The sequence below is a fragment of the Citricoccus sp. NR2 genome (assembly GCF_027594385.1).
Taxonomy (GTDB): domain Bacteria; phylum Actinomycetota; class Actinomycetes; order Actinomycetales; family Micrococcaceae; genus CmP2.
In genome coordinates, this window is record NZ_CP115154.1 from 14,170 (window position 1) to 38,017 (window position 23,848).

The window sequence follows — 23,848 nt, forward strand, 5'->3', positions numbered from 1 at the left end:
TATACCTAGCCGTTGAACTTTGCTTCGATGTTCTCGGACATTTCCTCCCAGGCAGCGGCCGGGTCCGACTCGTTGCCCTTGATGAGGCTGAGTTCGGTGGCGCCCCAGTCGGCCCACACGGCCTGCATCTCGGGGGCGGCCGGCATCGGCACGCCGTTGGCGCCAATCTCGCCGAAGGCCTCGATCACCGGGTCGGAGGCAGCCTTCTCGAAGGAGGAGATGAGCGCCGGCGGGCGGCCACCCAGATCGAACAGCGCGTCCTGCGCGGCCTCGGTGCTGAGGTAGTTCACCACGAACTCGTTCGCGGCCAGCTCGTTCTCCGAGTAGGAGGACACCAGGAAGCCGTTGACGCCGATGAACGGCTGCGCGGCCTCGCCGCCGGCGGTCGGCAGCGCATCAACCGCGAAGTCGATGCCCGCTTCCTCGACGGCCGGCACGTTCCACGGGCCGGTCAAGAAGTACGCTGCGTCGCCGGCGAGGAACTTCTCCTTGGCGATGTCACCGGTGACGTTCGAGTTGAAGACCTTGGTGCCCTGGTCGCCGTTATCGGCGAGGAATTGCGCGAACTCCTTGCCGCCGTCGTTATTCATGGCGAGCTGGGAGACGTCATAGGAACCGTCCTCGGCCTGCTCGAAGACCGGCGCACCGAACGAGGTCTGCAGTGGGTACGTGTGGTAAGGGTCAGCCTGCTTGGGGTCGAGGCCCACCAGGAACGGGAACTCAGCGCCGCTGGCCTCACCGGCTGCAACGACGTCGTCAAACGTCTCGTGGGCCTCGCCCACCAGCTCGGTGTTGCGGATCAGGGCGATGTTCTCGACGGCATACGGCACGCCGTACACCTGACCCTCGTAGGTCATGGCCTGCACGGAGGCCTCGGTGAAGTCATCGGCCTTGTCGCCGAGCTGCACGGGGGCGACGACGCCGTTCTGAACCAGGGTGCCCAGCCAGTCATGCGGTGCCACGAGCACATCCGGGCCGTTGCCCGTCGGCGCCTGCGTGATGAAGTCGTCACGCACGGCGGCGAAGTCCTTGATCACGAGGTCGACCTCGATGCCCTGATCCTCCTTGAACTGTGCCGCGATGTCCTTCAGGGCCGGCGCGCGCTCCGCGTCGGTCCACATCGTCAGCGTGGCCGAGGTCTCGCCGCCAGCGGGCGCCTCCGACTCGGCCGACTCGGTCGATCCGCCGCCGCACGCGGCTAGGGCGATGGCCGCCGATGCGCCCAGCGCGGTTAGGGTGAATGCCCGGCGGGTCGTGCCGGGGAGATTCTGCACCTTCATGGTGAACCTTTCTCGTTGACTTCCTCAGGTGCGCACGAGTGTTTCGCACTACTGAGTGATGTGTGTCACGAGTGTAAACGGTTTCACGGCATCCGTCTACCTTGATAAGTTCACCGAAAATAGTGAGCCTTCACCATGCAATCGCTTCCACAATGGAGGTTCGGTGGGTACGATGGTGCCCATGTCGCAGGCAGCAGCCCCTACCTTCACCGAGCGCCTCATTCACACCCCCTCCACGGGTGATGAGTGGTGGCGCCGTTCGGTGATCTATCAGGTCTACCCCCGCTCCTTCCGAGATTCCACGGGCGACGGCATGGGCGATCTGCCGGGCATCACCGCGGAACTTCACCACATCGCCGATCTCGGCGTGGACGCCGTCTGGCTCTCACCTTTCTGCCGTTCCCCCCAGAAGGACGCCGGCTACGACGTCTCGGATTACTGCGATGTGGACCCGATGTTCGGCACGCTCGATGACTTCGACGCTCTCATCGCCAAGGCCGACCGGCTTGGGCTGAAAATCATCGTCGACCTAGTCCCGAACCATTGCTCCGACGCGCACCCGCTCTTTCAGGCAGCCCTCGCAGCGGGCCCCGGCTCCCCGGAACGCGGACTCTTCCACTTCCGCGACGGCCAGGGCGAGCACGGCGAGAATCCGCCCAACAACTGGCAGTCCCACTTCGGCGGGTCCGCGTGGACGCGCGTTGACGACGGCCAGTGGTATTTGCACCTCTTCGACTCCTCACAGCCGGACTTCAATTGGGACCACCCCGACGTCCGCGCCGAGTTTGAGCGCATCCTGCGCTTCTGGCTGGACCGCGGTGCTGGCGGCTTCCGCGTCGACGTCGCCCACGCCCTCATCAAGGCTGACGGCCTGCCGGATTGGGGCGGCCGGCCGGATGGCCACCCCATCGAGGGCTTCCCGTTCAGCGACGCTCCCATGTTCGGCCGGCCAGAGGTCCACGATGTCTACCGCCGGTGGCGCGAGATCCTCGACGAGTACGACGGCGACCGCATTCTCTGCGGCGAGGCCAACGCCCATCCGGTGGAGACGATGGCGGATTGGGTGCGCTCGGATGAGATGCACCAGACCTTTAATTTCGATTACTTGTGCGCCGCGTGGGGCGCGGACTCGTTCCGCGCCGTGATCGAGCGCTCGCTCGGTGCGTTCGACGCCATCGGCGCCCCCACCACGTGGGTCCTGTCCAACCACGACATTTCGCGACACACCTCCCGCTTCGCCCTCGGTGTCACGGGCCGGATCAACGAGGGCGCCGGCCTCGACGTCTCCTCGGTCGACGAGGAGCTGGGCCTCAAACGCGCCCGCGCCGCCACCCTTTTCACGCTCGGCCTGCCCGGTGGCGTCTACCTATACCAAGGCGAGGAACTCGGCCTCCCCGACTACCTCGACCTGCCCGATGAGTTCCGACAGGACCCCACGTTCTTCCGCACCAGCGGCGACCGCATCGGCCGCGACGGTTGCCGCGTCCCACTCCCCTGGGTGCCGGGCGCGCCCAGCCTCGGCTTCAGCACCCGGAACAACACCGGGAACGACGACGGCGCCGCCACCGAGGCAGTCGCCGCGCCGTGGTTGCCCCAGCCCGAGCACTGGGACCGCTACGCGCGGCAGACGCAGCAGGAAGATCCGAACTCGACGCTGAACCTCTACCGCCACGTCCTCGCGCTGCGGTCCGAGCTGAACATGGGGCTCGGCGATCTCGCATGGATTGAGGAGCCCGCTGACAGCGCGGGCACCAACGTGACGGCCTACCGGAATGGCAGCACCGTCGTCGTCCTCAATACTTCGGATACGGCCGTCCCGCTTCCGGACGGCGATGTGATCGCCGTCAGTGTGCCGGATGCGGCTCAGAGCGGACAGTTGGCGCCGGACACCGCCGCGTGGGTGCGGCTCGAGGCCTAGCGCATGGCCGGAATTAAGGACGTCGCGCAGGCCGCGGGGGTCTCCGTCGCCACGGTATCCCGCGCCCTGAGCGGCAACGGTAAGGTCTCCGAGGCGACCCGCTCCAAGGTGCGGCGCGCGGCCGAGGATCTCGGTTATGTGGTCTCGTTCAACGCGTCTTCTCTCGCCTCGGGCCGCAGCCGAAATATCGGTGTGGTCGTGCCCACCGTGGGCCGCTGGTTCTTCTCCACCGTGCTAGAGGGAATCACCAACGAGCTCATCGAGGCTGGGTACGACCTCACGCTCTACAACACGGGCGGCCAGGACCAGCACCGCGAATCCGTCTTTTCGGACCTGCTGTTGCGCAAGCGGCTCGACGCCGTCATCACCCTGACCCTCAAGTTGCAGCCACACGAGGTGCAGCAGCTGGCGTCGGTGGGGAAGCCAGTCGTCGCGATCGGTGGCCTGATCCCCGACATCGCGACGGTGCGGGTGGACGATTTCAATCTCGCCGCACTCGCCACCGAGCACCTCATCTCGCACGGCCACCGCGACATCGCCTATCTTGGCGGCACGGAAGAATTCGAGGTGGACTTCAAGCTCGCCTCAGCCCGTCAAGACGGCTACGAATATGCGCTGGATCAGGGCAGTTTCCCGGTCAATGACGAGTGGCTCCTCACGGCGGACTTCACCATTCAGGGCGGCTACCGCAAGGTCCGGAATCTGTTGGCATCACCGCGGAAGCAGCCGACGGCCGTCGTGTGTGCCTCGGACGAGATGGCTTTTGGCGCCATTCTGGCCGCCCGAGACCTCGGCTGGAAGGTGCCTGAGGATCTTTCGGTCGTCGGCATTGATGGCCACGATCTCGGCGAGCTGTTCGGGCTCACCACCATCGCCCAGGACGCGCGCGGGCAGGGTGCGGCCGCCGTGCGCAAGGTGCTGGAACTCCTCGGCGAACGTGAGCTCGAGCGTGACCCGACAGAGGGTTTCTACCCGACCGAGTTCGTCGCGAGAAGCTCGACGGCGGCCCCGCGCTCCTCAGCGCTAGGCGCCTAGGAGCTGGGCCGCCGCCGAACCCGGATCGGTGCTCCGTTAGAGCGCGCGCACCGGCAGGTAGACGTTGTTCCCCTGCCGGGCGAACTCCTCGGACTTCTCCGCCATCCCCGCCTCGATCGCTTCCACGGAGTCGAGCCCGTTGCGCGCGGCATACTCGCGCACGTCCGCCGAGATGCGCATGGAGCAGAACTTGGGGCCGCACATCGAGCAGAAGTGCGCTGTCTTCGCTGGCTCGGCCGGCAGGGTCTCGTCGTGGTATTCGCGGGCCGTGTCGGGATCCAGCGAAAGAGCGAACTGATCGTGCCACCGGAACTCGAAACGGGCCCGGCTCAGCGCGTCGTCTCGTTCCTGAGCTCGAGGGTGCTGTTTCGCGAGGTCAGCGGCGTGTGCCGCGATCTTGTAGGTGATGACGCCGACCTTAACGTCGTCCCGGTTCGGCAAACCCAGATGCTCCTTGGGCGTGACATAACAAAGCATCGCCGTGCCGGCTTGTGCAATCATCGCCGCACCGATGGCCGATGTGATGTGGTCATAGGCTGGCGCAATATCCGTTGCGAGCGGTCCGAGCGTGTAGAACGGTGCCTCCTCACACAGCTCTTCCTCCAGCCGCACGTTCTCCGCGATCTTGTGCATCGGAACGTGACCCGGCCCCTCAATCATCACCTGGACACCGTGTGACTTCGCGATGCGGGTGAGTTCCCCGAGCGTGCGTAGCTCGGCGAACTGGGCCTCATCGTTGGCGTCGGCGATCGATCCGGGCCGTAGTCCGTCGCCGAGCGAGAACGTGATGTCATAGCGCCGGAAGATCTCGCACAGTTCCTCGAAGTGCGTATAGAGGAAGCTCTCCTGGTGGTGGGCGAGGCACCACGCGGCCATAATCGACCCGCCGCGCGAGACGATGCCCGTGACGCGGCGTGCTGTCAGCGGCACATACCGCAGCAGCACTCCGGCGTGGACGGTCATGTAGTCGACGCCCTGTTCAGCTTGCTCGATCACGGTATCGCGGTAGATCTCCCAGGTGAGTTTGGCGGGATCCCCGTTAACCTTCTCCAGCGCCTGATAAATCGGCACCGTGCCGACCGGAATCGGAGAATTGCGGAGGATCCATTCACGGGTCTCGTGGATATTTCGACCGGTCGACAAGTCCATCAGCGTATCTGCGCCCCAGCGGGCGGCCCAGACCATCTTCTCGACCTCTTCCTCGATGGAAGACGTCACCGCCGAATTTCCGATATTGGCATTGACCTTCACAGCGAAGGCCTTGCCGATGATCATGGGCTCCGATTCCGGGTGCCGGTGGTTGGCCGGAATGACCGCTCGACCCGCGGCGACTTCGTCCCTCACAAATCCGGCGTCGAAACCCTCGCGGGCTGCGATGTAGGCCATCTCGTCGGTCACAATTCCAGCCCGCGCCCACACGAGCTGTGTGGCGGCACCATCAATCGGTTCGGGGCGGTTCCATCCATCTCGCATTGGCACGAGGCCCGCAGCGACATCAATCGTGGCGTTCGCATCCGTGTACGGGCCCGACGTGTCGTAGAGGTCAAAGTGGTCGCCGTTGCTGAGATGAATGCGACGCACCGGGTATTGCAAGTGTTCTGCTCCCAGGACGGGCTCGTACCGCTTGCTGCTGCCCTCAATCGGGCCGGTCGTCACAGTGGACACAGGTGTAGCGTCAGATGTGCTCATATTCATCTCTTCCTTCGCCGGCATTACCCGGTCAGGTTCGACGGTCGGTGGCCCCAGCCACCCTCTCAGCTCACTCGGTGCGAGCTCCCGTGGTGTGTAATACGCCTCGCACGCTACACGTCGCCGACACTAACCTCAAAAACGCGAGGCGCTAGTTAAACAAAAAAGAAGGCCAGTTCATGTGAACTGGCCTTCTTCACCGTGGTCGGGGTGACAGGATTTGAACCTGCGGCCTCGTCGTCCCGAACGACGCGCGCTACCAAGCTGCGCCACACCCCGTGGTTGGTGTTCCACCCACCGACAAAACCGTCGGGCGGAGCAACCACAATGGTCAATCTTAGAGCGTTCACCCGGTTTTCCCAAACCGCATCGCGGATTACGCGATCGCCCGTCCCGGGTTCAGGCGATGCTCCGGATCGAAGAGGTTCTTCAGCTCCCGTTGTACCCGTATAGCAGGCTCATCGTGCTCCCTGTCGAACCAACGCACTTTGTACGAGCCCACGCCGTGCTCACCGGTGATAGTCCCACCCATCTCCAGCGCGACCTGGATGGACTCATCCAGCGCCGCATCCAGACGGGCCATCCCGGCCGTGCCTTGATCAACGTCGATCCAGAAACTGGGGTGCAGGTTGCCGTCACCGGCGTGAGCGATCACCTTGATCTTCACATCATGGTCCCGCCCGATCCGCTGCACCTCCCGCACATACTCCACGAGCCGTGATTTCGGCACCGCCACATCTTCGCCAACCCGGATCTCGGTGACCGTGTCGTCTCCGCGGGCGTGACGACGCAGCTCAACCAGGCTACGGGCCCGCTCATCACCGGGCGGGCTGACTTGGGCACCCAGCGGGGCCAACGCGTCGCGGATCGCGTCCATCTCAGCAGCGGCACCGTAACCGTCGGTCTGCACCAACAGACACGCTCCGCCCAGGCCGGCCAGGTTCGAACCATGCGCCGCATCGAGGGCGGCCATGGTGGCGCCGTCCATCATCTCCAGAATGGCCGGCTGCACCCCGGCCTGGCTGATAGCCAGCACCCCGGCCGCTGCCGTCTCCAGATCCTCCACAAAAACAGAAGCGGTCTCCACTGCCACGGGGAGCGGACGCAGCCGCACCGTGATCTCGGTGACGATCCCCAGAGTGCCCTCGGAGCCCACGAAGAGCCCGGTCAGGTCGTAACCGGAGACGTTCTTGAAGGTCCCAGTCCCGGTGCGCAGCACGGTCCCATCGGCCAACACCACCTCGAGAGACAACACCGAGTCGCGGGTGACCCCGTATTTCGCGCAACGCAACCCTCCGGCGTTAGTGGCCACATTGCCGCCGATGGTGGAGATCCGGTAACTGGCCGGATCGGGAGCGTACATCAGCCGATGCTGTTCAACCGTCTGCCCCAGCTCGGCGTTGATCACCCCGGGCTGTACCCGAGCGGTCTGGTCCTCCACGTCGATACTGAGAATCTGATTCATCCGCTCCAGCGAGATCGTCACCGCGTCGCGCAGCGCGTGAGCTCCTCCCGACACCGAGGTCCCGGCACCGCGCGGCACCACCGCGAACCCTTCCTCGGCCGAGGCACACATCAGCGCAACGACGTCGTCCGTGCAGGTCGGGAACACGACGGCGAGCGCCCGCTGGATCTCCCAGTCGGCAGTGGGCCCGTGGTCGGTGGCGTACGCATCCAGGGTGGCCTCATCGGTGGCGATCGCCTCCGGAGGCAGCACCTGGCTCAGCCGGTGCAACACCTGCTGGCGATCAACCCCGCTCATGCGCGCTCCGCATCAGCACCCATGGCACCACCGGTCAGCGCCGAGGGGGCATCCTTAATCATGGTGACGTGCGGGATCTCGGCATCCAAGTACTCTTCACCCACCCGGTAGGTGCCGAACCCGGCATACCAGGCTTCCAAGTGTGCCTGCGCGTGAATCTCCACCCGCTCCCCGCGGTGCGCATCCATGGCTGCGGTGATGAGCTCCGAGGCATACCCGTGCCCGCGGTGCTGGCCATCCGTCGCCACCCGCCCGATCGAAATGCCCACCGGTTCCCGCAGCACTCGCAGGGTCGCCACCGGGGTGCCGTCCACGGCAATCCACCAGGTCTCAGAGCCGGACTCCAGATCGCGTCCGTCCAGGTCCTCCACCGTGGTCACGCCCTGGCCCATGGTGAACACCCGGTAGCGCAACCGGGCGATCTCATAGGCGGTCCGCGCGTCCAGGTCGTACCAGTGTGCTCGCTGTACAGTCATCGGGTCGCTCATAGTCGCCAGTGTAGAACACCGGATTGTTGCGCTGCTCACAGCGTCACGAGGTGACCGGGATCATGAAGGAACCTCCCGCGGGTCAGTAGACTGAACAGCTATGCACTCACGTTCTTCCTCACGCCTGGTCTCGGTCGCCGGTGGCCTCACTGCCGCGGCCCTGTTGTTGGCTTCTTGCTCTTCCGATACCTCCGCTCCCGGCGCCGATGAGGACGTCGCCCCGGTCACCGGCGGCACCCTGGTCTACGCCTCTGGCGACGCCGAACCCACCTGCCTCGACCCGCACGTTGGCGGCAACTACCCGCAGTCGTTGGTCTCCTCCCAGTACCTGGAGACCCTGTTCACCGCCACCGACGACGGCGAGATCGTCCCCTGGCTGGCCGAAGACTCCGAGGTCTCCGAGGACGGACTCACCCACACCATCACCGTCCGCGAGGGCATCACCTTCCACGACGGCACCGAGCTGACCGCCGAAGCCGTCAAGGCCAACATCGAGCACTTGCAGGACCCTGATACCGCTTCCTCCACCGGCTGGCTGGCCGTGCAGAAGGTCGAGTCCATTGAGCTGCCCGACGAGCGCACCGCCGTGCTCCATCTCTCCGCACCCGACAACGCACTGGAAGAGTCCCTGTCCATGATCTGGACCGCCATCCAGTCCCCCGAAGCACTGGAACGCGATCAGGACACCAACTGCGCTGACCCGGTGGGTACCGGCCCGTTCCAGGTCGAGTCCTGGGACCGGCAGACCGCGGTGAATCTGGTCCGCAACGAGGACTACGTGCTGCCCACCGAAGACGCCCACGTCGCCGCGCATGACGAGGACACCCCGGGCTCCTATCTGGACGGCATCACCTGGCGTTTCATCCCCGAAGCCGCTACTCGTTACTCGGCACTGCAGTCCGGCGAGGTCCATGTCATCGATAATGCCCAGCCCGACACCATCTCCTCCGCCGAGCAGACGGACCTGGGTCACCTCGACGCTCCTCGCCCCGGCGCCTCCAACCGCATCGAACTGAACTCGTCCAAGGCTCCCTTCGACGACGCCGCCGTGCGCGAAGCGTTCATCCGCGCGGTGGATGTCGACTCCGCCGTGGAGTCCTTGTTTTTCGGTACCGCGCAGCGCAGCCACTCGCTGCTCAGCTCCGTGGAGCCCTTGGGGGTCAGTGATGATTCGCTCTTCGGTCAGGACGTCGAGCGGGCCAACGAACTGCTCGACGAGGCCGGCTGGACGGAGCGCGACGATGACGGCGTGCGCACCCGCGACGGCGAGCGCCTGGAGCTGACGTTCCCGGTCTCCACCAACCAGTCGGTGCCTGCCGAGCAGTCCCTGTTTGAGCAGCTTCAGGCTCAGGCCGCCGAGGTCGGGTTCGATGTCACCATCAACCTGTTGGATCTCTCCAGCTGGTACGGCGCCCTGGCCGAGCACAACTACGATCTCGTCTCCGCGCCCTACACGAAGGTCGGCCCCTCGGTGCTACGCATCCTCTACCACTCCGACTCCACCGTGCCCGCACCCTCCGGCTACTTCGCCAACAACGCGCAGGTCACCCTGGATGAGCTCGACGAGATCCTGATCGAGGCCGAGCAGACTTCCGACGATGCCGAACGCGAGCAGCTCTACGAGCGGGCCCAGCGCACCGTGTTAGAGGACTACTACGTGCTGCCGCTCTACGACCAGCAGAACCACTTCCTCTACAGCGACGACGTCCACGGCATGGGCGAGACCACCGCGGTCTCCAGCCCCATCTACTACAACGTGTTCCTCGAGCAGTAGCCGATGCCGCGGCGCGCCCTGGGGAGTCTCCGCTGGCTGGCACGGCACGCGCTCGGCGCGGTCGTCGTGCTCTGGCTGGTCGCGACCGCCATCTTCCTGGGCATTCGCGCCATCCCCGGCGACCCGGCCGAGGCCATCATGGGTGGACCGGGCTCCCAAGCCTCCGAGGAAGCCCTGGCCGCAGCCCGAGCCCAGCACGGTCTCGACCGACCGCTGGGCGTGCAGTACCTGATCTTCCTGGGTAACATCGCCCGGCTGGATTTCGGGTCCTCCTACGCGCTGCGCACCCCGGTCACCGAGGTGATGGGCGATGTCCTGCCAGCCACCCTGCGCCTGGCCGTCATCGCCCTGGTCCTGGCCTGGGTGCTGGCGTTGGGATTCGCCCTGGTCTCTCTGCGGGCCGGGGCGATCGGCCGTCACGTCAGCACCCTGCTGGAGATCGTGGCGGCCGCCGTCCCGCACTTCTGGCTGGGTTCCGTGCTCATCCTGATCTTCTCCTCGGCACTGGGCTGGCTGCCGTCAGTGAATGACGGCACGACGGCGGGGCTCATCCTGCCCGCAGCCACGCTGGCCCTGCCGCTGGCCGGGTTCCTGGCCCAGGTGATGCGCGACTCGCTGACGACGGCGATGGGCTCCGAATTCGCTCTGGCCGCCCGGGCCCGCGGGGCCAGCCGGTCCAGTGTCTTCTGGCGCCACGGGTTGCGCCACGCTTCCCTGCCCGCGGTGAACCTCAGCGGCTGGGCGTTCTCGTCGCTACTCTCCGGTGCGGTGGTCGTCGAGGCCGTCTTCGCCCGCCCCGGCCTCGGCCGTGCCCTGCTCTCCGCTGTGCTTTCGCGCGACATCCCTATGGTCACCGGCATCGCGATCTTCTCCGCGCTGATCTACATCGTGGTGATGGCCCTGGCCGAAGCCGCCGAACGCGCACTCGACCCCGAGCGGAGCCACGCATGAGCCGCCCCGCCGCCCTCGCCTCCCTGATCTTCTGCGCCCTGCTCGCCGTCATCTCGCTGGCCCCCGGCTGGATCTCCCCATACCCGCCGCTGGCTGTCTCCCCCGCCGACGCATTCCAGGGCCCCAGCTGGGCGCACCTGATGGGCACCGACGAATCCGGTCGCGACATCTTCTCCCGCGTCATCCACGGCACCCGCGATTCCCTGTTCATCGGCCTTGCCGCCACCGGACTCGGCATGAGCATCGCCGTTATCCTCGGAACCCTGGCGGCCATGGCCCCGCGCTGGTTGGACGCCGTCGTGCTGCGCACCCTCGAAGCCCTCTATTCCATCCCGTCACTGCTGATGGCCCTGCTGATTATCGCCTTCACCGGCCCCGGCACCTGGCCCGCCATCATCGCGGTCGGATTATCGACGGCGCCCGGCTATGCGCGCCTGGTCCGCTCCCAGATCCGCCATCTCCGTGGCTCAGAAATGCTCGAAGCCGCCACCGTGCTGGGCCGCACCCCCTGGCAGAAGGCCACCAACCACCTCATTCCCAACGCGCTGCGCTCCCTCACCGCGCTCATCACCCTCGGTGTCGGCCAAGCCGTCATCTGGGCCTCCGCCCTGAGCTTCCTCGGCCTGGGAACTCCCCCACCCGAGCCTGAGTGGGGTGCCATGCTCGCCGCAGGGCGCACGTATCTGCACTTCGCCTGGTGGATGACCCTGTTCCCCGGCCTAGCCATCGTCACCGTCGCCGCCGGCACCACCCTGATCGGCCGCGCCCTGGGCGGACGAGTGAGGACCATATGACCACCGCCGCCTCCGTCTCGAAGCTTTCCATCCGCTTCGGCGCCCTCACCGCGGTTAAGAACGTCTCCTTCACCCTCGAGGCCGGCTCCTGCCTCGCACTCGTCGGAGAATCCGGGTCCGGGAAATCCGTCACCGCCCGCGCCCTGTTGGGGCTCTCCGGTGGGCGCGTCAACGCCAAGGAGCTCACCGTGGTCGGCCAAGACGCCCGCAACCTCACCGACCCGCAATGGCGCCGCCTGCGCGGGGCCCGCGTCTCGATGATCTTGCAGGACGCCCTGATGGCGCTCGATCCGCTGCGCCCCATTCACCGCGAGATCGAGGATCTCCTCAGAGAACATACGAAGCTCAACCGCGCCCAACGGCACGAACGGGTCATCCAGGCTCTCACCGATGCAGGCATGGACGAACCCGCCTATCGGGCCCAGCAGCGCAGCCCACAGCTCTCCGGCGGCATGCGCCAACGCGCGCTCATTGCCCAAGCACTCCTGGGTGATCCCGACATGGTGATCGCGGATGAGGCGACGACGGCGTTGGATACCCGGCTTACCGCGCTCGTCCTCGACCAGCTCAACGGCATCAAACACCAGGGACGGGCCGTGCTGATGATCAGCCATGACCTCGCGCAAGTCGCCCAGGTCGCGGACGACATTGCCGTGATGCGTCAGGGTGAAATCGTCGAGGCCGGACCGGCCGCACAAGTACTAGAAGACCCACAGCACGCATACACCCAGATGTTGCTGCGTGCCATCCCCACCGGGGTTCCACGCCATCAGCCACTCAGCATCACCACGACCCCCCGCACGCCCCCAACAGGGCCGAGCTCTAGCAATAAGTTCCCACTCGTGGTGAATCAGCTGAGCAGGACCTTCCAGGGGCGCACTGCCGTACAGGACGTCAGCTTCCGTATCGCTGCCGGCCAGACTCTGGGCATGGTGGGAGAGTCCGGGTCAGGGAAAACCACGACGGCGCGAATGGTACTGGGCCTGGAGTGTCCCGATCAGGGTGAGGTACAGCTCCAGGGAAACACGTTCGTACCCCAGCGCGAGTCTCAGCGACGAGCGCTGCGTTCTGCGATCGGCGCCGTGTATCAGAACCCCATGGGGTCCTTTGATCCGAGACATACGGTCGCCGAGGTGCTGACTGATGCTGTGACCCGTGGTGCCAGCCGCAGACGTGGTTCTGCTCGTGGACGAGTGGTGAAACTCCTGAACCAGGTCCATCTGGCCGAGACCACACTGCGGAGGAAGCCCTGGGAGCTCTCAGGGGGCCAACGGCAGCGACTAGCTATTGCCCGGGCCCTGGCGACCAACCCGCAGGTGCTGATCCTCGATGAACCAGTATCCGCGCTCGATGTCTCCGTACAGGCCACCGTCCTGGATCTGTTAGACGAAATTCAGTTGGAACACCACACCAGCTACCTGTTGATCAGCCATGACCTCTCCGTCATTGAGCACATGAGTGATCAGGTCTTGGTCATGTACCAGGGAGCCGCCGTGGAGCAGGGGCCTGTGGGCGATATCTTCACTGCCCCTCAGCATCTGTACACTCAGCAGCTCCTCGCCGCTCAGTCGACACTACGCGGCCCCTTCAGCGCCTAGCCCACCACGATCGTGACGATCTGCCCTCACCAAGGAACCACCCGCTTAAACAAAACGGCCCCGTCCTCGAAAGGACGGGGCAGTTCGCTGCTTAAATGGGTGGGGCCCAGTACAACACCGTACTGGGCCCACACCACTCAAAAAAATGTCCGGCGGCGACCTACTCTCCCACACGCTCCCGCATGCAGTACCATCGGCGCAATGAGTCTTAGCTTCCGGGTTCGGAATGGGACCGGGCGTTTCCCCCACGCTATGACCGCCGTAACTCTACCAACCACACCCCCACACAAGGAGGCGGGTAAAACCAAGGCATGCTACAAACACACACTACACTCTATCCAATTACCAACACACAAACCCAACGGGCTGGTGTTCACATAACCATACAGTGGACGCAAACAACGCTTGTTACCTACAAGTGAAAAATTGTGATTAAGTCTTCGGTCTATTAGTACTGGTCAGCTCCACACGTCTTTAGTCCGCGCTTCCACACCCAGCCTATCAACCCAGTCATCTACTGGGAACCTCACACAATAAATTGTAAGGAGAACTCATCTCGAAGCCGGCTTCCCGCTTAGATGCTTTCAGCGGTTATCCATCCCGAACGTAGCCAATCAGCCATGCACCTGGCGGTACAACTGACATACCAGAGGTTCGTCCGTCCCGGTCCTCTCGTACTAAGGACAGACCTTCTCAATTCTCCAACGCGCGCAGAGGATAGGGACCGAACTGTCTCACGACGTTCTGAACCCAGCTCGCGTACCGCTTTAATGGGCGAACAGCCCAACCCTTGGGACCTACTCCAGCCCCAGGATGCGACGAGCCGACATCGAGGTGCCAAACCATGCCGTCGATATGGACTCTTGGGCAAGATCAGCCTGTTATCCCCGAGGTACCTTTTATCCGTTGAGCGACGGCCGTTCCACAACGAGCCGCCGGATCACTAGTCCCGACTTTCGTCCCTGCTCGAGCTGTCACTCTCACAGTCAAGCTCCCTTGTGCACTTACACTCAACACCTGATTGCCAACCAGGCTGAGGGAACCTTTGGGCGCCTCCGTTACCATTTAGGAGGCAACCGCCCCAGTTAAACTACCCATCAGGCACTGTCCCTGACCCGGATCACGGGCCGAAGTTAGATGTTCACTATGACCAGAGTGGTATTTCAACGATGACTCCACCCCCACTAGCGTGAGGGCTTCACAGTCTCCCACCTATCCTACACAAGCCATACCGAACACCAATACCAAACTATAGTAAAGGTCTCGGGGTCTTTCCGTCCTTCTGCGCGTAACGAGCATCTTTACTCGTAATGCAATTTCGCCGAGTTCACGGTTGAGACAGCGGGGAAGTCGTTACTCCATTCGTGCAGGTCGGAACTTACCCGACAAGGAATTTCGCTACCTTAGGATGGTTATAGTTACCACCGCCGTTTACTGGGGCTTAAATTCTCCGCTTCGCCACACAAGTGCAGCTAACAGGTCCTCTTAACCTTCCAGCACCGGGCAGGAGTCAGTCCATATACATCGTCTTACGACTTCGCATGGACCTGTGTTTTTGATAAACAGTCGCTTCCCCCTGGTCTCTGCGGCCCTGACCCGCTCCACCCAGCAAGTAGGTGTCACAGTTGGGGCCCCCCTTCTCCCGAAGTTACGGGGGCATTTTGCCGAGTTCCTTAACCATGATTCTCTCGATCGCCTTAGTATTCTCTACCTGACTACCTGTGTCGGTTTAGGGTACGGGCAGTGTCAACCTCACGCCGATGCTTTTCTAGGCAGCATAGGATCACCAGATCTCCCACATCGTGGGAGCCCATCAAGTCTCAGGCACACGCCCAGCGGATTTACCAACCAGACACCCTACACTCTTAGACCGGGACGATTCCATTGCCCGGCCTGGCTACCTTCCTGCGTCACACCTGTTAATACGTTTGCCTCCCCAGTTCAGGTCCCACGCTCCCCTGCCACGTCACCCCGAAGGGTGATCTAGGCAGGTTCGGGTGGTTAGTATCACCAGATCAGCATGGACGGTTTACCACCGGTACGGGAATATCAACCCGTTGTCCATCGACTACGCCTGTCGGCCTCGCCTTAGGTCCCGACTTACCCAGGGCAGATTAGCTTGACCCTGGAACCCTTAGTCATCCGGCGGACGGGTTTCTCACCCGTCTTTCGCTACTCATGCCTGCATTCTCACTCGTGCACATTCCACCACCAGTTCACACTGCGGCTTCACCACGTACACGACGCTCCCCTACCCAACAAACCAAACGGTTCATTGTCACGGTTTCGGCGGTGTGCTTGAGCCCCGCTACATTGTCGGCGCGGAATCACTTGACCAGTGAGCTATTACGCACTCTTTCAAGGGTGGCTGCTTCTAAGCCAACCTCCTGGTTGTCTCAGCAACTCCACATCCTTTCCCACTTAGCACACGCTTAGGGGCCTTAACCGATGATCTGGGCTGTTTCCCTCTCGACTATGAAGCTTATCCCCCACAGTCTCACTGCCGCGCTCTCACTTACCTGGCATTCGGAGTTTGGTTGACGTCAGTAACCTTGTAGGGCCCATCAGCCATCCAGTAGCTCTACCTCCAGGAAGAAACACGCGACGCTGCACCTAAATGCATTTCGGGGAGAACCAGCTATCACGGAGTTTGATTAGCCTTTCACCCCTACCCACAGCTCATCCCCTCAGTTTTCAACCTAAGTGGGTTCGGTCCTCCACGTGCTCTTACACACGCTTCAACCTGGCCATGGGTAGATCACTCCGCTTCGGGTCCAGAACACGCGACTCAAACGCCCTATTCAGACTCGCTTTCGCTACGGCTACCCCACACGGGTTAACCTTGCCACGTATCACTGACTCGCAGGCTCATTCTTCAAAAGGCACGCCATCACCCAGACACAAGATCCAGGCCCTGACGGATTGTAAGCACATGGTTTCAGGTACTATTTCACTCCCCTCCCGGGGTACTTTTCACCATTCCCTCACGGTACTGATTCACTATCGGTCAGTAGGAAGTATTTAGGCTTACCAGGTGGTCCTGGCAGATTCACACGGGATTTCTCGGGCCCCGTGATACTCGGGAAACACACCAGCAGCGCAACGCAGACCAACTACGGGACTTCCACCCTCTACGGTCAGGCAACCAAACCTGTTCGTCTCAACGCGCACCAACTGCAACAGGCCGGCAGACCCATCACGCATGCTCCCACAACCCCTGAAACGCAACCCCTGCCGGGTATCACACGCTCCAGGTTTAGCCTCATCCGCTTTCGCTCGCCACTACTCACGGAATCACTGTTGTTTTCTCTTCCTGCAGGTACTGAGATGTTTCACTTCCCTGCGTTCCCTCCAACTGGTCTATGTGTTCAACCAGCGGTCACACGAACACGCTAACGCGTCGTGCGGGGTTTCCCCATTCGGACATCCTGGTATCAACGCTCGGTTATCAACTCCACCAGGCTTATCGCAGATTCCCACGTCCTTCATCGGCTCCTACTGCCAAGGCATCCACCATGTGCTCTTAACAACTTAGCCACAAAACACTAAGCCATCATCATAAATAATGAGCTAAAAACAACCACACACCACACACAACCAAACCACCCCAAAAAGAGGCCGGCCAGCCATGATGATGATGCGGTCATCACACAGATAACAAACAAATACTCTCGACAGACACACACCACTCAAAGCAGCATGTGTCACAAAAATAAGATGCTCGCGTCCACTATATAGTTACCTAAACAACAACCCACACACACCAACCAACCCACCAAAACCAGTAGGCCAGCCCATGCGACAGGCAAAACTAGAACAACCATCGTTCCAGCAAAACCATTTTTGCCAGTCCTGTTATCCCAGGACCCAATAGTGCACCAAAGAAACCCACCTAACACCACGACCAACAACCCACAGCCTCCACACCCGACACTCAAAAGAGCATCAGTAGTACTACCAGGATCGCCAGCCATGCACTTAGCACGGCACAAAGAATGTTGATGTTCCACCCATGAGCAGTCACTGCCACCACACACTCGGCGATGAAACAGGACAACACCCCAACACCACCAGGCCACCACCAAGGCGACCCAGCAAAAACGTGTTGAAGAAAGCTCCTTAGAAAGGAGGTGATCCAGCCGCACCTTCCGGTACGGCTACCTTGTTACGACTTAGTCCCAATCGCCAGTCCCACCTTCGACGGCTCCCCCCACAAGGGTTAGGCCACCGGCTTCGGGTGTTACCAACTTTCGTGACTTGACGGGCGGTGTGTACAAGGCCCGGGAACGTATTCACCGCAGCGTTGCTGATCTGCGATTACTAGCGACTCCGACTTCATGGGGTCGAGTTGCAGACCCCAATCCGAACTGAGACCGGCTTTTTGGGATTAGCTCAACCTCACAGTATCGCAACCCATTGTACCGGCCATTGTAGCATGCGTGAAGCCCAAGACATAAGGGGCATGATGATTTGACGTCGTCCCCACCTTCCTCCGAGTTGACCCCGGCAGTCTCCCATGAGTCCCCGGCATAACCCGCTGGCAACATGGAACGAGGGTTGCGCTCGTTGCGGGACTTAACCCAACATCTCACGACACGAGCTGACGACAACCATGCACCACCTGTGAACCAGCCCAAAAGGGAAACCATATCTCTATGGCGATCTGGCACATGTCAAGCCTTGGTAAGGTTCTTCGCGTTGCATCGAATTAATCCGCATGCTCCGCCGCTTGTGCGGGCCCCCGTCAATTCCTTTGAGTTTTAGCCTTGCGGCCGTACTCCCCAGGCGGGGCACTTAATGCGTTAGCTACGGCGCGGAAAACGTGGAATGTCCCCCACACCTAGTGCCCAACGTTTACGGCATGGACTACCAGGGTATCTAATCCTGTTCGCTCCCCATGCTTTCGCTCCTCAGCGTCAGTAACAGCCCAGAGACCTGCCTTCGCCATCGGTGTTCCTCCTGATATCTGCGCATTTCACCGCTACACCAGGAATTCCAGTCTCCCCTACTGCACTCTAGTCTGCCCGTACCCACTGCAGACCCGGAGTTAAGCCCCGGGCTTTCACAGCAGACGCGACAAACCGCCTACGAGCTCTTTACGCCCAATAATTCCGGATAACGCTCGCGCCCTACGTATTACCGCGGCTGCTGGCACGTAGTTAGCCGGCGCTTCTTCTGCAGGTACCGTCACCCCGAAAGGCTTCTTCCCTACTGAAAGAGGTTTACAACCCGAAGGCCGTCATCCCTCACGCGGCGTCGCTGCATCAGGCTTGCGCCCATTGTGCAATATTCCCCACTGCTGCCTCCCGTAGGAGTCTGGGCCGTGTCTCAGTCCCAGTGTGGCCGGTCACCCTCTCAGGCCGGCTACCCGTCGTCGCCTTGGTGAGCCATTACCTCACCAACAAGCTGATAGGCCGCGAGTCCATCCAAGACCGATAAATCTTTCCACCTTCCACCATGCGGTGAAAGATCATATCCAGTATTAGACCCAGTTTCCCGGGCTTATCCCAGAGTCAAGGGAAGGTTACTCACGTGATACTCACCCGTTCGCCACTAATCCAACCCCTGCAAGCAGGAGTCTTCATCGTTCGACTTGCATGTGTTAAGCACGCCGCCAGCGTTCATCCTGAGCCAGGATCAAACTCTCCGTAAAAAAATACAAAAAGAAAAAGGAAACGCACCAGCCGGAAAAACCAGCACGCCCCAAAATCCCAGCAAAAACTCCCCTGAGAGCGACGAGGCACCCCAGGAGAAGTAATTACCAATAAATAAAATTGGCATCAACAAACTTGGCACACTATTGAGTTCTCAAACAACAGTCGGCTTCCGATGTCCTGGAGATCTTTTCGATCTCCGCTCTCCCGGAGCAACTTTTCTAACTTATACCCTGTCTCGATCCGTGTCAAATCCGATCTGCGTGATCGTGATCTCATCTGATCGATATTAAGTTGCTAGAGCGACGTTCCTTGCGGTCCATCTGCGCCCGTTCTCTCACCGTTTTCCCGGTGTTTTCCTGGGCACGAATGAATACTTTACACACGTTCCGCGGAGGTGCAAAATCGACCCAAAAGCGCCCGACTTCCGCATGATTCCGCGGTTATTGGAGGGGCCGGCACCGTTGAATCGGCGGTTTTCGGTCAAAAATGATCCAAAAGGTGACCGAGGTCACCGAAATTGCTGTTTTTCCGGCACAAAGTACAGGGTCGTCAGCGCCGGGACAGTGATGCTGCCACTGGTCGGTTGTCCATGCTCCGCCGGCCCGTCGGCAACGATTTTTCCGAGGTTGCCTTTGCCCGCTCCCCCATAGGCGGAAGCATCGGAGTTGAACGTCTCGGCCCAGGAGCCTGCGGACGGCAGCCCGACGACAACATCGCGGTGTTCGGTTCCGGAGAAGTTAGACAGGCAGACCAGCGGGGTTCCCTCGGCGGACCAGCGGATGAAGCTGAACAGGTTGCGGGCGCTGTCCCCGCCGTCGATCCAGGTGAAACCGGCCGGTTCGTCGTCGAGTTCCCACAGTGCTGGGGTGGCACGGTACTGAGCGTTCAGATCGCGCACGGCTTTCATCACGCCCTTGTGCCCCGGCTTCTCGGTCTGCCACCAATCGAGCCCATGGGCCTCAGACCATTCGTCTTCTTGGGCAAACTCGCCGCCCATGAAGAGCAGCTTTTTGCCCGGGTGCGCCCACATGTACCCGTAGTAGGCGCGCAGTCCGGCCAGCTGCTGCCACCGGTCGCCGGGCATGCGGGCGAGGAGGGAACCCTTACCGTGGACGACCTCGTCGTGGGACAACGGCAGCACATAGCGCTCCGAGTAGGCGTAGACCATCGAGAAGGTCATGGTGCCGTGGTGCCACACCCGGTTGATCGGGTCCTCGCTGAGGTAGTTAAGGCTGTCGTGCATCCAGCCCATGTTCCATTTTTTGCCGAAACCGAGCCCGTTCTGTTCGGTGGGTCTGGTGACACCGTCGAAGGCGGTGGATTCTTCGGCGATGATGATAACGCCGGGGTGCTCACGGTAGGCGGTGGCGTTGACTTCCTGGAGGAACGAGATTGCCTCGAGGTTGTGGTTGCCTCCGTGCACATTGGGGACCCAGCCCCCTTGCTCTCGGGAGTAGTCGAGGTAGAGCATGGAGGCCACGGCGTCGACGCGGAGCCCGTCGATGTGGAATTCTTCCAGCCAGTACAGGGCGTTGGCGACGAGGAAATTGCGGACCTCGTTACGGCCGTAGTCGAAGACTTTGGTCCCCCAGTCGGGGTGCTCGCCCTTACGCGGGTCGGCGTACTCGTAGAGCGGTTCGCCGTCGAAGTTGGCCAGCGCCCATTCGTCTTTCGGGAAGTGGGCGGGAACCCAGTCCATGATGACGCCAATATCCGCCTGGTGCAGCCGGTCAATCAGATAGCGCAGGTCGTCCGGGGTGCCGAAGCGCGAGGTGGGCGCGTAATAGCCGGTGACCTGGTAACCCCAGGATCCACCGAAGGGGTGCTCGGCCAGGGGCAGAAATTCGACGTGGGTGAAGCCCTGCCAGGACACATACTCGACGAGCTCGTCGGCCAGCTGCCGGTAGCTGACCTGGGCGTCGGAATCGGCACCCGGCGGACGCCAGGATCCGGCGTGAATTTCGTAGATGGACATCGGACCCTGGTGCACGTTATTCCGCTGGCGGGCGACCATCCAGTCGTCGTCGTGGAATGCGTAGCGGGACTCCTCGACCCGGGAACCGGTGCGCGGCGGGACTTCGGTCCAGCGGGCCAGGGGGTCGGCGCGGTCGACCCACTGACCGTGGCGGGTGAGGATCTGATACTTGTACACCGCTCCGGCGTCGACGTCGGGAAGGAACAGTTCCCAGACCCCGGAACCGCCGAGGGTACGCATAGCATGCAGGCGGCCATCCCAGGAGTTGAAGTCGCCGATGACGCGCACGGCCTGGGCGTGGGGTGCCCACAGTGCGAAGGACGCCCCGGATACTTCGCCTTGGGGCGTGGAATAGCGGCGGATGCGGGAGCCCAGCACGGTCCAGAGTTTTTCGTGCCGTCCCTCGCTGAGCAGGTGCAGGTCCATCTCGCCCAGGGTGGGCAGATAGCGGTAGGGGTCGTCGTGGACGGTGTCCTGTCCCCCCGGGTAGCGCACGGTGTAGCGGTAGCCGGGGACCTGGCCTTCGGGCTGGTCGGTGAGCACCCCCACCCAGATGCCCTGGTGTTCGTGCTGCAGACGCAGGGTCTCGCCGGTGTCGGTGCGGATACTCACGGCCTCGGCCATCGGTCGCAGAATCCGGAACGTCACGGAGTCAGCGGTGGCATGGGCACCCAGCACCTCGTGCGGCTGGTGGTACCGGCCCTCGGCGACGGCGCTGAGCACGTCCGGGGACACCGTCAGCGGTGCGGTCGATGCGGTCATCGTAGTCTCCGATTTCTTCGGGATGGCGGTCATGGGCGCCGTATCACGTGCAGCACGTGGGCGGGCTCGACGAACGGGTCGAGCCGGACATAGTTGGCGTCACCCCAGTGGTAGCGCGCCCCGGTGATCAGGTCTTCGACGTCGAAGGTGCCGGCGGCGTCGAGGTCGTGCTGGTGCAGGCCGAGGGCGTTGAGGTCGAGGCGCACGGTGGCTTCATGGGCGGTGTGCGGGTCCACGTTGACGACGACGATGAGGGTGTCTTCCCCGGGGCCGAGGTGGTCGTGGTCGGTGACCGTCTCGGCGTCGGCGTGCCAGCCCTCGGGCAGGGCGGTACGGGTTTTGGAGAACACCAGGATGTGCTCGGTGTCGGCCTCGTGGAGGGTCAGATTCTGCAGTTGTTGCAGGGCGGGGTGGGCGCGGCGGATCTCGTTGAGCCGGCGCAGATAGGGTGCCAGGGACTGCCCGCGAGCTTCGGCTCCGGCAAAATCGCGGGGCCGGTACTCGTACTTTTCGTTGTCGATGTACTCCTCGGCGCCCGGGCGGGCCACGTGCTCGTAGAGTTCGAATCCTGCGTAGACGCCCCACAGTGGGTTGGAGAGCGCGGCGAGGACCGCCCGGATTTTAAACGCGGCCGGTCCACCGAATTGCAGGTATTCGGTGAGGATGTCCGGGGTATTCACGAAGAAGTTCGGGCGGTAGTACCCGGCGGTGCGCTGGGTGACCTCAGCAAGGTAGTTAGCCAGTTCTTCCCGGGAGTTCCGCCAGGTGAAGTACGAGTACGACTGTTGGAATCCGACCCGGCCCAGCGCGTGCATCATCGCCGGGCGGGTGAAGGCTTCAGCCAGGAACACCACCTCGGGGTGCTCGGCGCGGACCCGTGCGATGAGCCACTCCCAGAACCACAGGGGCTTGGTGTGCGGGTTATCCACGCGGAAGATCTTCACACCGCGGAACACCCACAACTGCACGACCTTCAGCACCGCGGCGGAGAGGCCCTCCGGGTCGCGGTCGAAGTTCAGCGGGTAGATGTCCTGGTATTTCTTGGGCGGGTTCTCGGCGTAGGCGATGGAACCGTCGGCGCGCTGGGTGAACCATTCTGGGTGTGCCTGAACCCAGGGGTGGTCGGGGGCGCACTGCAGGGCCAGGTCCAGGGCGATCTCGAGGTCGTGTGCCGCGGCCACGCTGACGAAGTCGGCGAAGTCGGCTTCGGTACCCAGCTCCGGATGGATGGCGTCATGCCCACCGTCGGCGGATCCAATGGCCCACGGTGATCCGGGGTCGCCGTCGCGGGTGGTCAGGGAGTTGTTGCGGCCCTTGCGGTGCACCGTGCCGATGGGGTGGATCGGTGGCAGGTACACGACGTCGAACCCCATGGCGGCGACCTCGGGCAGGCGGCGCGAGGCAGTCTGGAAGGTGCCGGAAACCCAGGCCGAGGTCTCCTCGTCGAAGCGTGCGCCCTCGGAGCGGGGGAAGAACTCGTACCAGGATCCGGCCCCGGCCAGGCGACGTTGCACGTCCAGCGGGAAGGGACCGGTGACGCCTACCAGGTCGCGCAGCGGCTGGACGACGAAGACCTCGTGCACGGCGGACGAGTTTCCGGCGGCAAGGCGGTCGGGAACGGGCAGGGCCTCATCGGCGAGGGTCTGGGCGGCGGCAGTGAGCACCGCTTGCTGGGCGGGGTCGTACTCGGGCCGGGAGGCGGCGTCGCGGAAGAGGTGCACCCCTTCCTGCAGCATCAGCTCGACGTCGACGCCAGCTTCGATCTTCACGCTGGCGGCATGGACCCACGTGGCGTGCGGGTCGGACCAGGACTCGATGGTAAAGGTGTGCAGGCCAATCCCGCTGGGGCGCAGGGTGGCGTGGAAGCGGTCGGTGCCGGGCGCTCCAGGGCGCATCCGCACCCGCTGGACTTCGCGTTGCGCGGCATCGGTGAGGACCACGGTGGCGCCGAGCTGGTCGTGGCCCTCGCGGAAGACCGTGGCGGCCACGGCCACGTCTTCACCGACGATGGCTTTGGCTGCGTAGCGGCCGCAGTCAATCACGGGCTCAACGGCCGTGACGGGGATGCGGGTCACCGTGACCTCGGGAGATGAGGGTGTGCCGCCGGAGTTCGAGGGGGTGCGTCGGGAGCGGTTCACATGTTTTTTCGCCACGGCATTAGCCTA

At 62.8% G+C, this 23,848-nt stretch carries 11 protein-coding genes, 1 tRNA gene, 3 rRNA genes and 1 pseudogene; 6 read left to right on the forward strand and 10 right to left on the reverse strand.

Translation table 11 applies throughout. From position 1 onward, the window contains the following. Positions 1-5: 5 nt before the first annotated feature. Positions 6-1,280, reverse strand: coding sequence for a sugar ABC transporter substrate-binding protein (locus O1A05_RS00070; RefSeq protein ID WP_270106082.1), 1,275 nt, complete (start codon positions 1,278-1,280; stop codon positions 6-8). Positions 1,281-1,452: 172 nt separating this feature from the next. Here O1A05_RS00070 and O1A05_RS00075 point away from each other — a divergent pair, with 172 nt between their 5' ends. Further along, entirely contained in the window at positions 1,453-3,198 is a 1,746-nt protein-coding gene (locus tag O1A05_RS00075; RefSeq protein WP_442867646.1) for a glycoside hydrolase family 13 protein, read from the forward strand. 3 nt (positions 3,199-3,201) lie between these two features. Continuing rightward, positions 3,202-4,233, forward strand: a complete 1,032-nt coding sequence (locus O1A05_RS00080; RefSeq protein ID WP_270106084.1) for a LacI family DNA-binding transcriptional regulator — start codon at positions 3,202-3,204, stop codon at positions 4,231-4,233. A gap of 36 nt (positions 4,234-4,269) precedes the next feature. On the opposite strand, the gene thiC is transcribed toward O1A05_RS00080, so the two are convergent. From thiC to O1A05_RS00100, 4 genes are all read right to left on the reverse strand, one after another. After that, complete coding sequence (gene thiC / locus O1A05_RS00085; RefSeq protein WP_442867647.1) at positions 4,270-5,922, reverse strand: phosphomethylpyrimidine synthase ThiC; 1,653 nt, start codon at positions 5,920-5,922, stop codon at positions 4,270-4,272. Between the two features lie 202 nt (positions 5,923-6,124). Continuing rightward, positions 6,125-6,201 (reverse strand) — tRNA-Pro (locus O1A05_RS00090). A 97-nt stretch (positions 6,202-6,298) separates the two neighbouring features. Next, on the reverse strand, positions 6,299-7,684 hold the full coding sequence (locus O1A05_RS00095; protein ID WP_270106086.1) for an FAD-binding oxidoreductase: 1,386 nt from the start codon (positions 7,682-7,684) through the stop codon (positions 6,299-6,301). Continuing rightward, a complete protein-coding gene (locus O1A05_RS00100; protein ID WP_270106087.1) occupies positions 7,681-8,172 on the reverse strand; it encodes a GNAT family N-acetyltransferase in 492 nt (163 codons plus the stop codon). Before O1A05_RS00100 ends, O1A05_RS00095 begins: the two co-directional genes overlap by 4 nt. Positions 8,173-8,272: 100 nt before the next feature. On the opposite strand from O1A05_RS00100, the gene O1A05_RS00105 reads away from it, so the two are divergent. From O1A05_RS00105 to O1A05_RS00120, 4 genes are read left to right on the forward strand one after another with little or no spacing between them, the layout of a single operon-like run. Continuing rightward, positions 8,273-9,946 (forward strand): ABC transporter substrate-binding protein, encoded by a 1,674-nt coding sequence (locus O1A05_RS00105; protein WP_270106088.1) that lies wholly within the window; start codon positions 8,273-8,275, stop codon positions 9,944-9,946. A 3-nt stretch (positions 9,947-9,949) separates the two neighbouring features. After that, positions 9,950-10,897, forward strand: a complete 948-nt coding sequence (locus O1A05_RS00110; RefSeq protein ID WP_270106089.1) for an ABC transporter permease — start codon at positions 9,950-9,952, stop codon at positions 10,895-10,897. Continuing rightward, positions 10,894-11,691: an ABC transporter permease gene (locus O1A05_RS00115; protein ID WP_270106090.1), complete on the forward strand. Its 798-nt coding sequence runs from the start codon at positions 10,894-10,896 to the stop codon at positions 11,689-11,691. Before O1A05_RS00110 ends, O1A05_RS00115 begins: the two co-directional genes overlap by 4 nt. After that, positions 11,688-13,289 (forward strand): dipeptide ABC transporter ATP-binding protein, encoded by a 1,602-nt coding sequence (locus O1A05_RS00120; protein ID WP_270106091.1) that lies wholly within the window; start codon positions 11,688-11,690, stop codon positions 13,287-13,289. The genes O1A05_RS00115 and O1A05_RS00120 overlap by 4 nt, the downstream gene beginning before the upstream one ends. A gap of 147 nt (positions 13,290-13,436) precedes the next feature. On the opposite strand, the gene rrf is transcribed toward O1A05_RS00120, so the two are convergent. From rrf to O1A05_RS00145, 5 genes and pseudogenes are all read right to left on the reverse strand, one after another. Beyond that, positions 13,437-13,553 (reverse strand): 5S ribosomal RNA (gene rrf, locus O1A05_RS00125). Between the two features lie 164 nt (positions 13,554-13,717). Beyond that, positions 13,718-16,826 (reverse strand): 23S ribosomal RNA (locus tag O1A05_RS00130). 586 nt (positions 16,827-17,412) lie between these two features. Continuing rightward, a 16S ribosomal RNA gene (locus O1A05_RS00135) occupies positions 17,413-18,942 on the reverse strand. Together the 16S, 23S and 5S rRNA genes form the textbook arrangement of a ribosomal RNA operon. A 512-nt stretch (positions 18,943-19,454) precedes the next feature. Further along, positions 19,455-21,683 (reverse strand): annotated as a pseudogene (glgB, locus tag O1A05_RS00140) (1,4-alpha-glucan branching protein GlgB); the annotation flags it as partial. Between the two features lie 29 nt (positions 21,684-21,712). Then, positions 21,713-23,821, reverse strand: a complete 2,109-nt coding sequence (locus tag O1A05_RS00145) for an alpha-1,4-glucan--maltose-1-phosphate maltosyltransferase (RefSeq protein ID WP_442867673.1) — start codon at positions 23,819-23,821, stop codon at positions 21,713-21,715. Between the last annotated feature and the right edge of the window lie 27 nt (positions 23,822-23,848).

Excerpts from the sequence above, each read along its gene's own strand:
- O1A05_RS00070 (WP_270106082.1), bottom strand. The coding sequence starts at position 1,280 with ATGAAGGTGCAGAATCTCCCCGGCACGACCCGCCGGGCATTCACCCTA.
- O1A05_RS00095 (WP_270106086.1), bottom strand. The coding sequence starts at position 7,684 with ATGAGCGGGGTTGATCGCCAGCAGGTGTTGCACCGGCTGAGCCAGGTG.
- O1A05_RS00075 (WP_442867646.1), top strand. The coding sequence starts at position 1,453 with ATGGTGCCCATGTCGCAGGCAGCAGCCCCTACCTTCACCGAGCGCCTC.
- O1A05_RS00080 (WP_270106084.1), top strand. The coding sequence starts at position 3,202 with ATGGCCGGAATTAAGGACGTCGCGCAGGCCGCGGGGGTCTCCGTCGCC.
- O1A05_RS00110 (WP_270106089.1), top strand. The coding sequence starts at position 9,950 with ATGCCGCGGCGCGCCCTGGGGAGTCTCCGCTGGCTGGCACGGCACGCG.
- thiC (WP_442867647.1), bottom strand. The coding sequence starts at position 5,922 with ATGAGCACATCTGACGCTACACCTGTGTCCACTGTGACGACCGGCCCG.
- O1A05_RS00105 (WP_270106088.1), top strand. The coding sequence starts at position 8,273 with ATGCACTCACGTTCTTCCTCACGCCTGGTCTCGGTCGCCGGTGGCCTC.
- O1A05_RS00100 (WP_270106087.1), bottom strand. The coding sequence starts at position 8,172 with ATGAGCGACCCGATGACTGTACAGCGAGCACACTGGTACGACCTGGAC.
- O1A05_RS00115 (WP_270106090.1), top strand. The coding sequence starts at position 10,894 with ATGAGCCGCCCCGCCGCCCTCGCCTCCCTGATCTTCTGCGCCCTGCTC.
- O1A05_RS00120 (WP_270106091.1), top strand. The coding sequence starts at position 11,688 with ATGACCACCGCCGCCTCCGTCTCGAAGCTTTCCATCCGCTTCGGCGCC.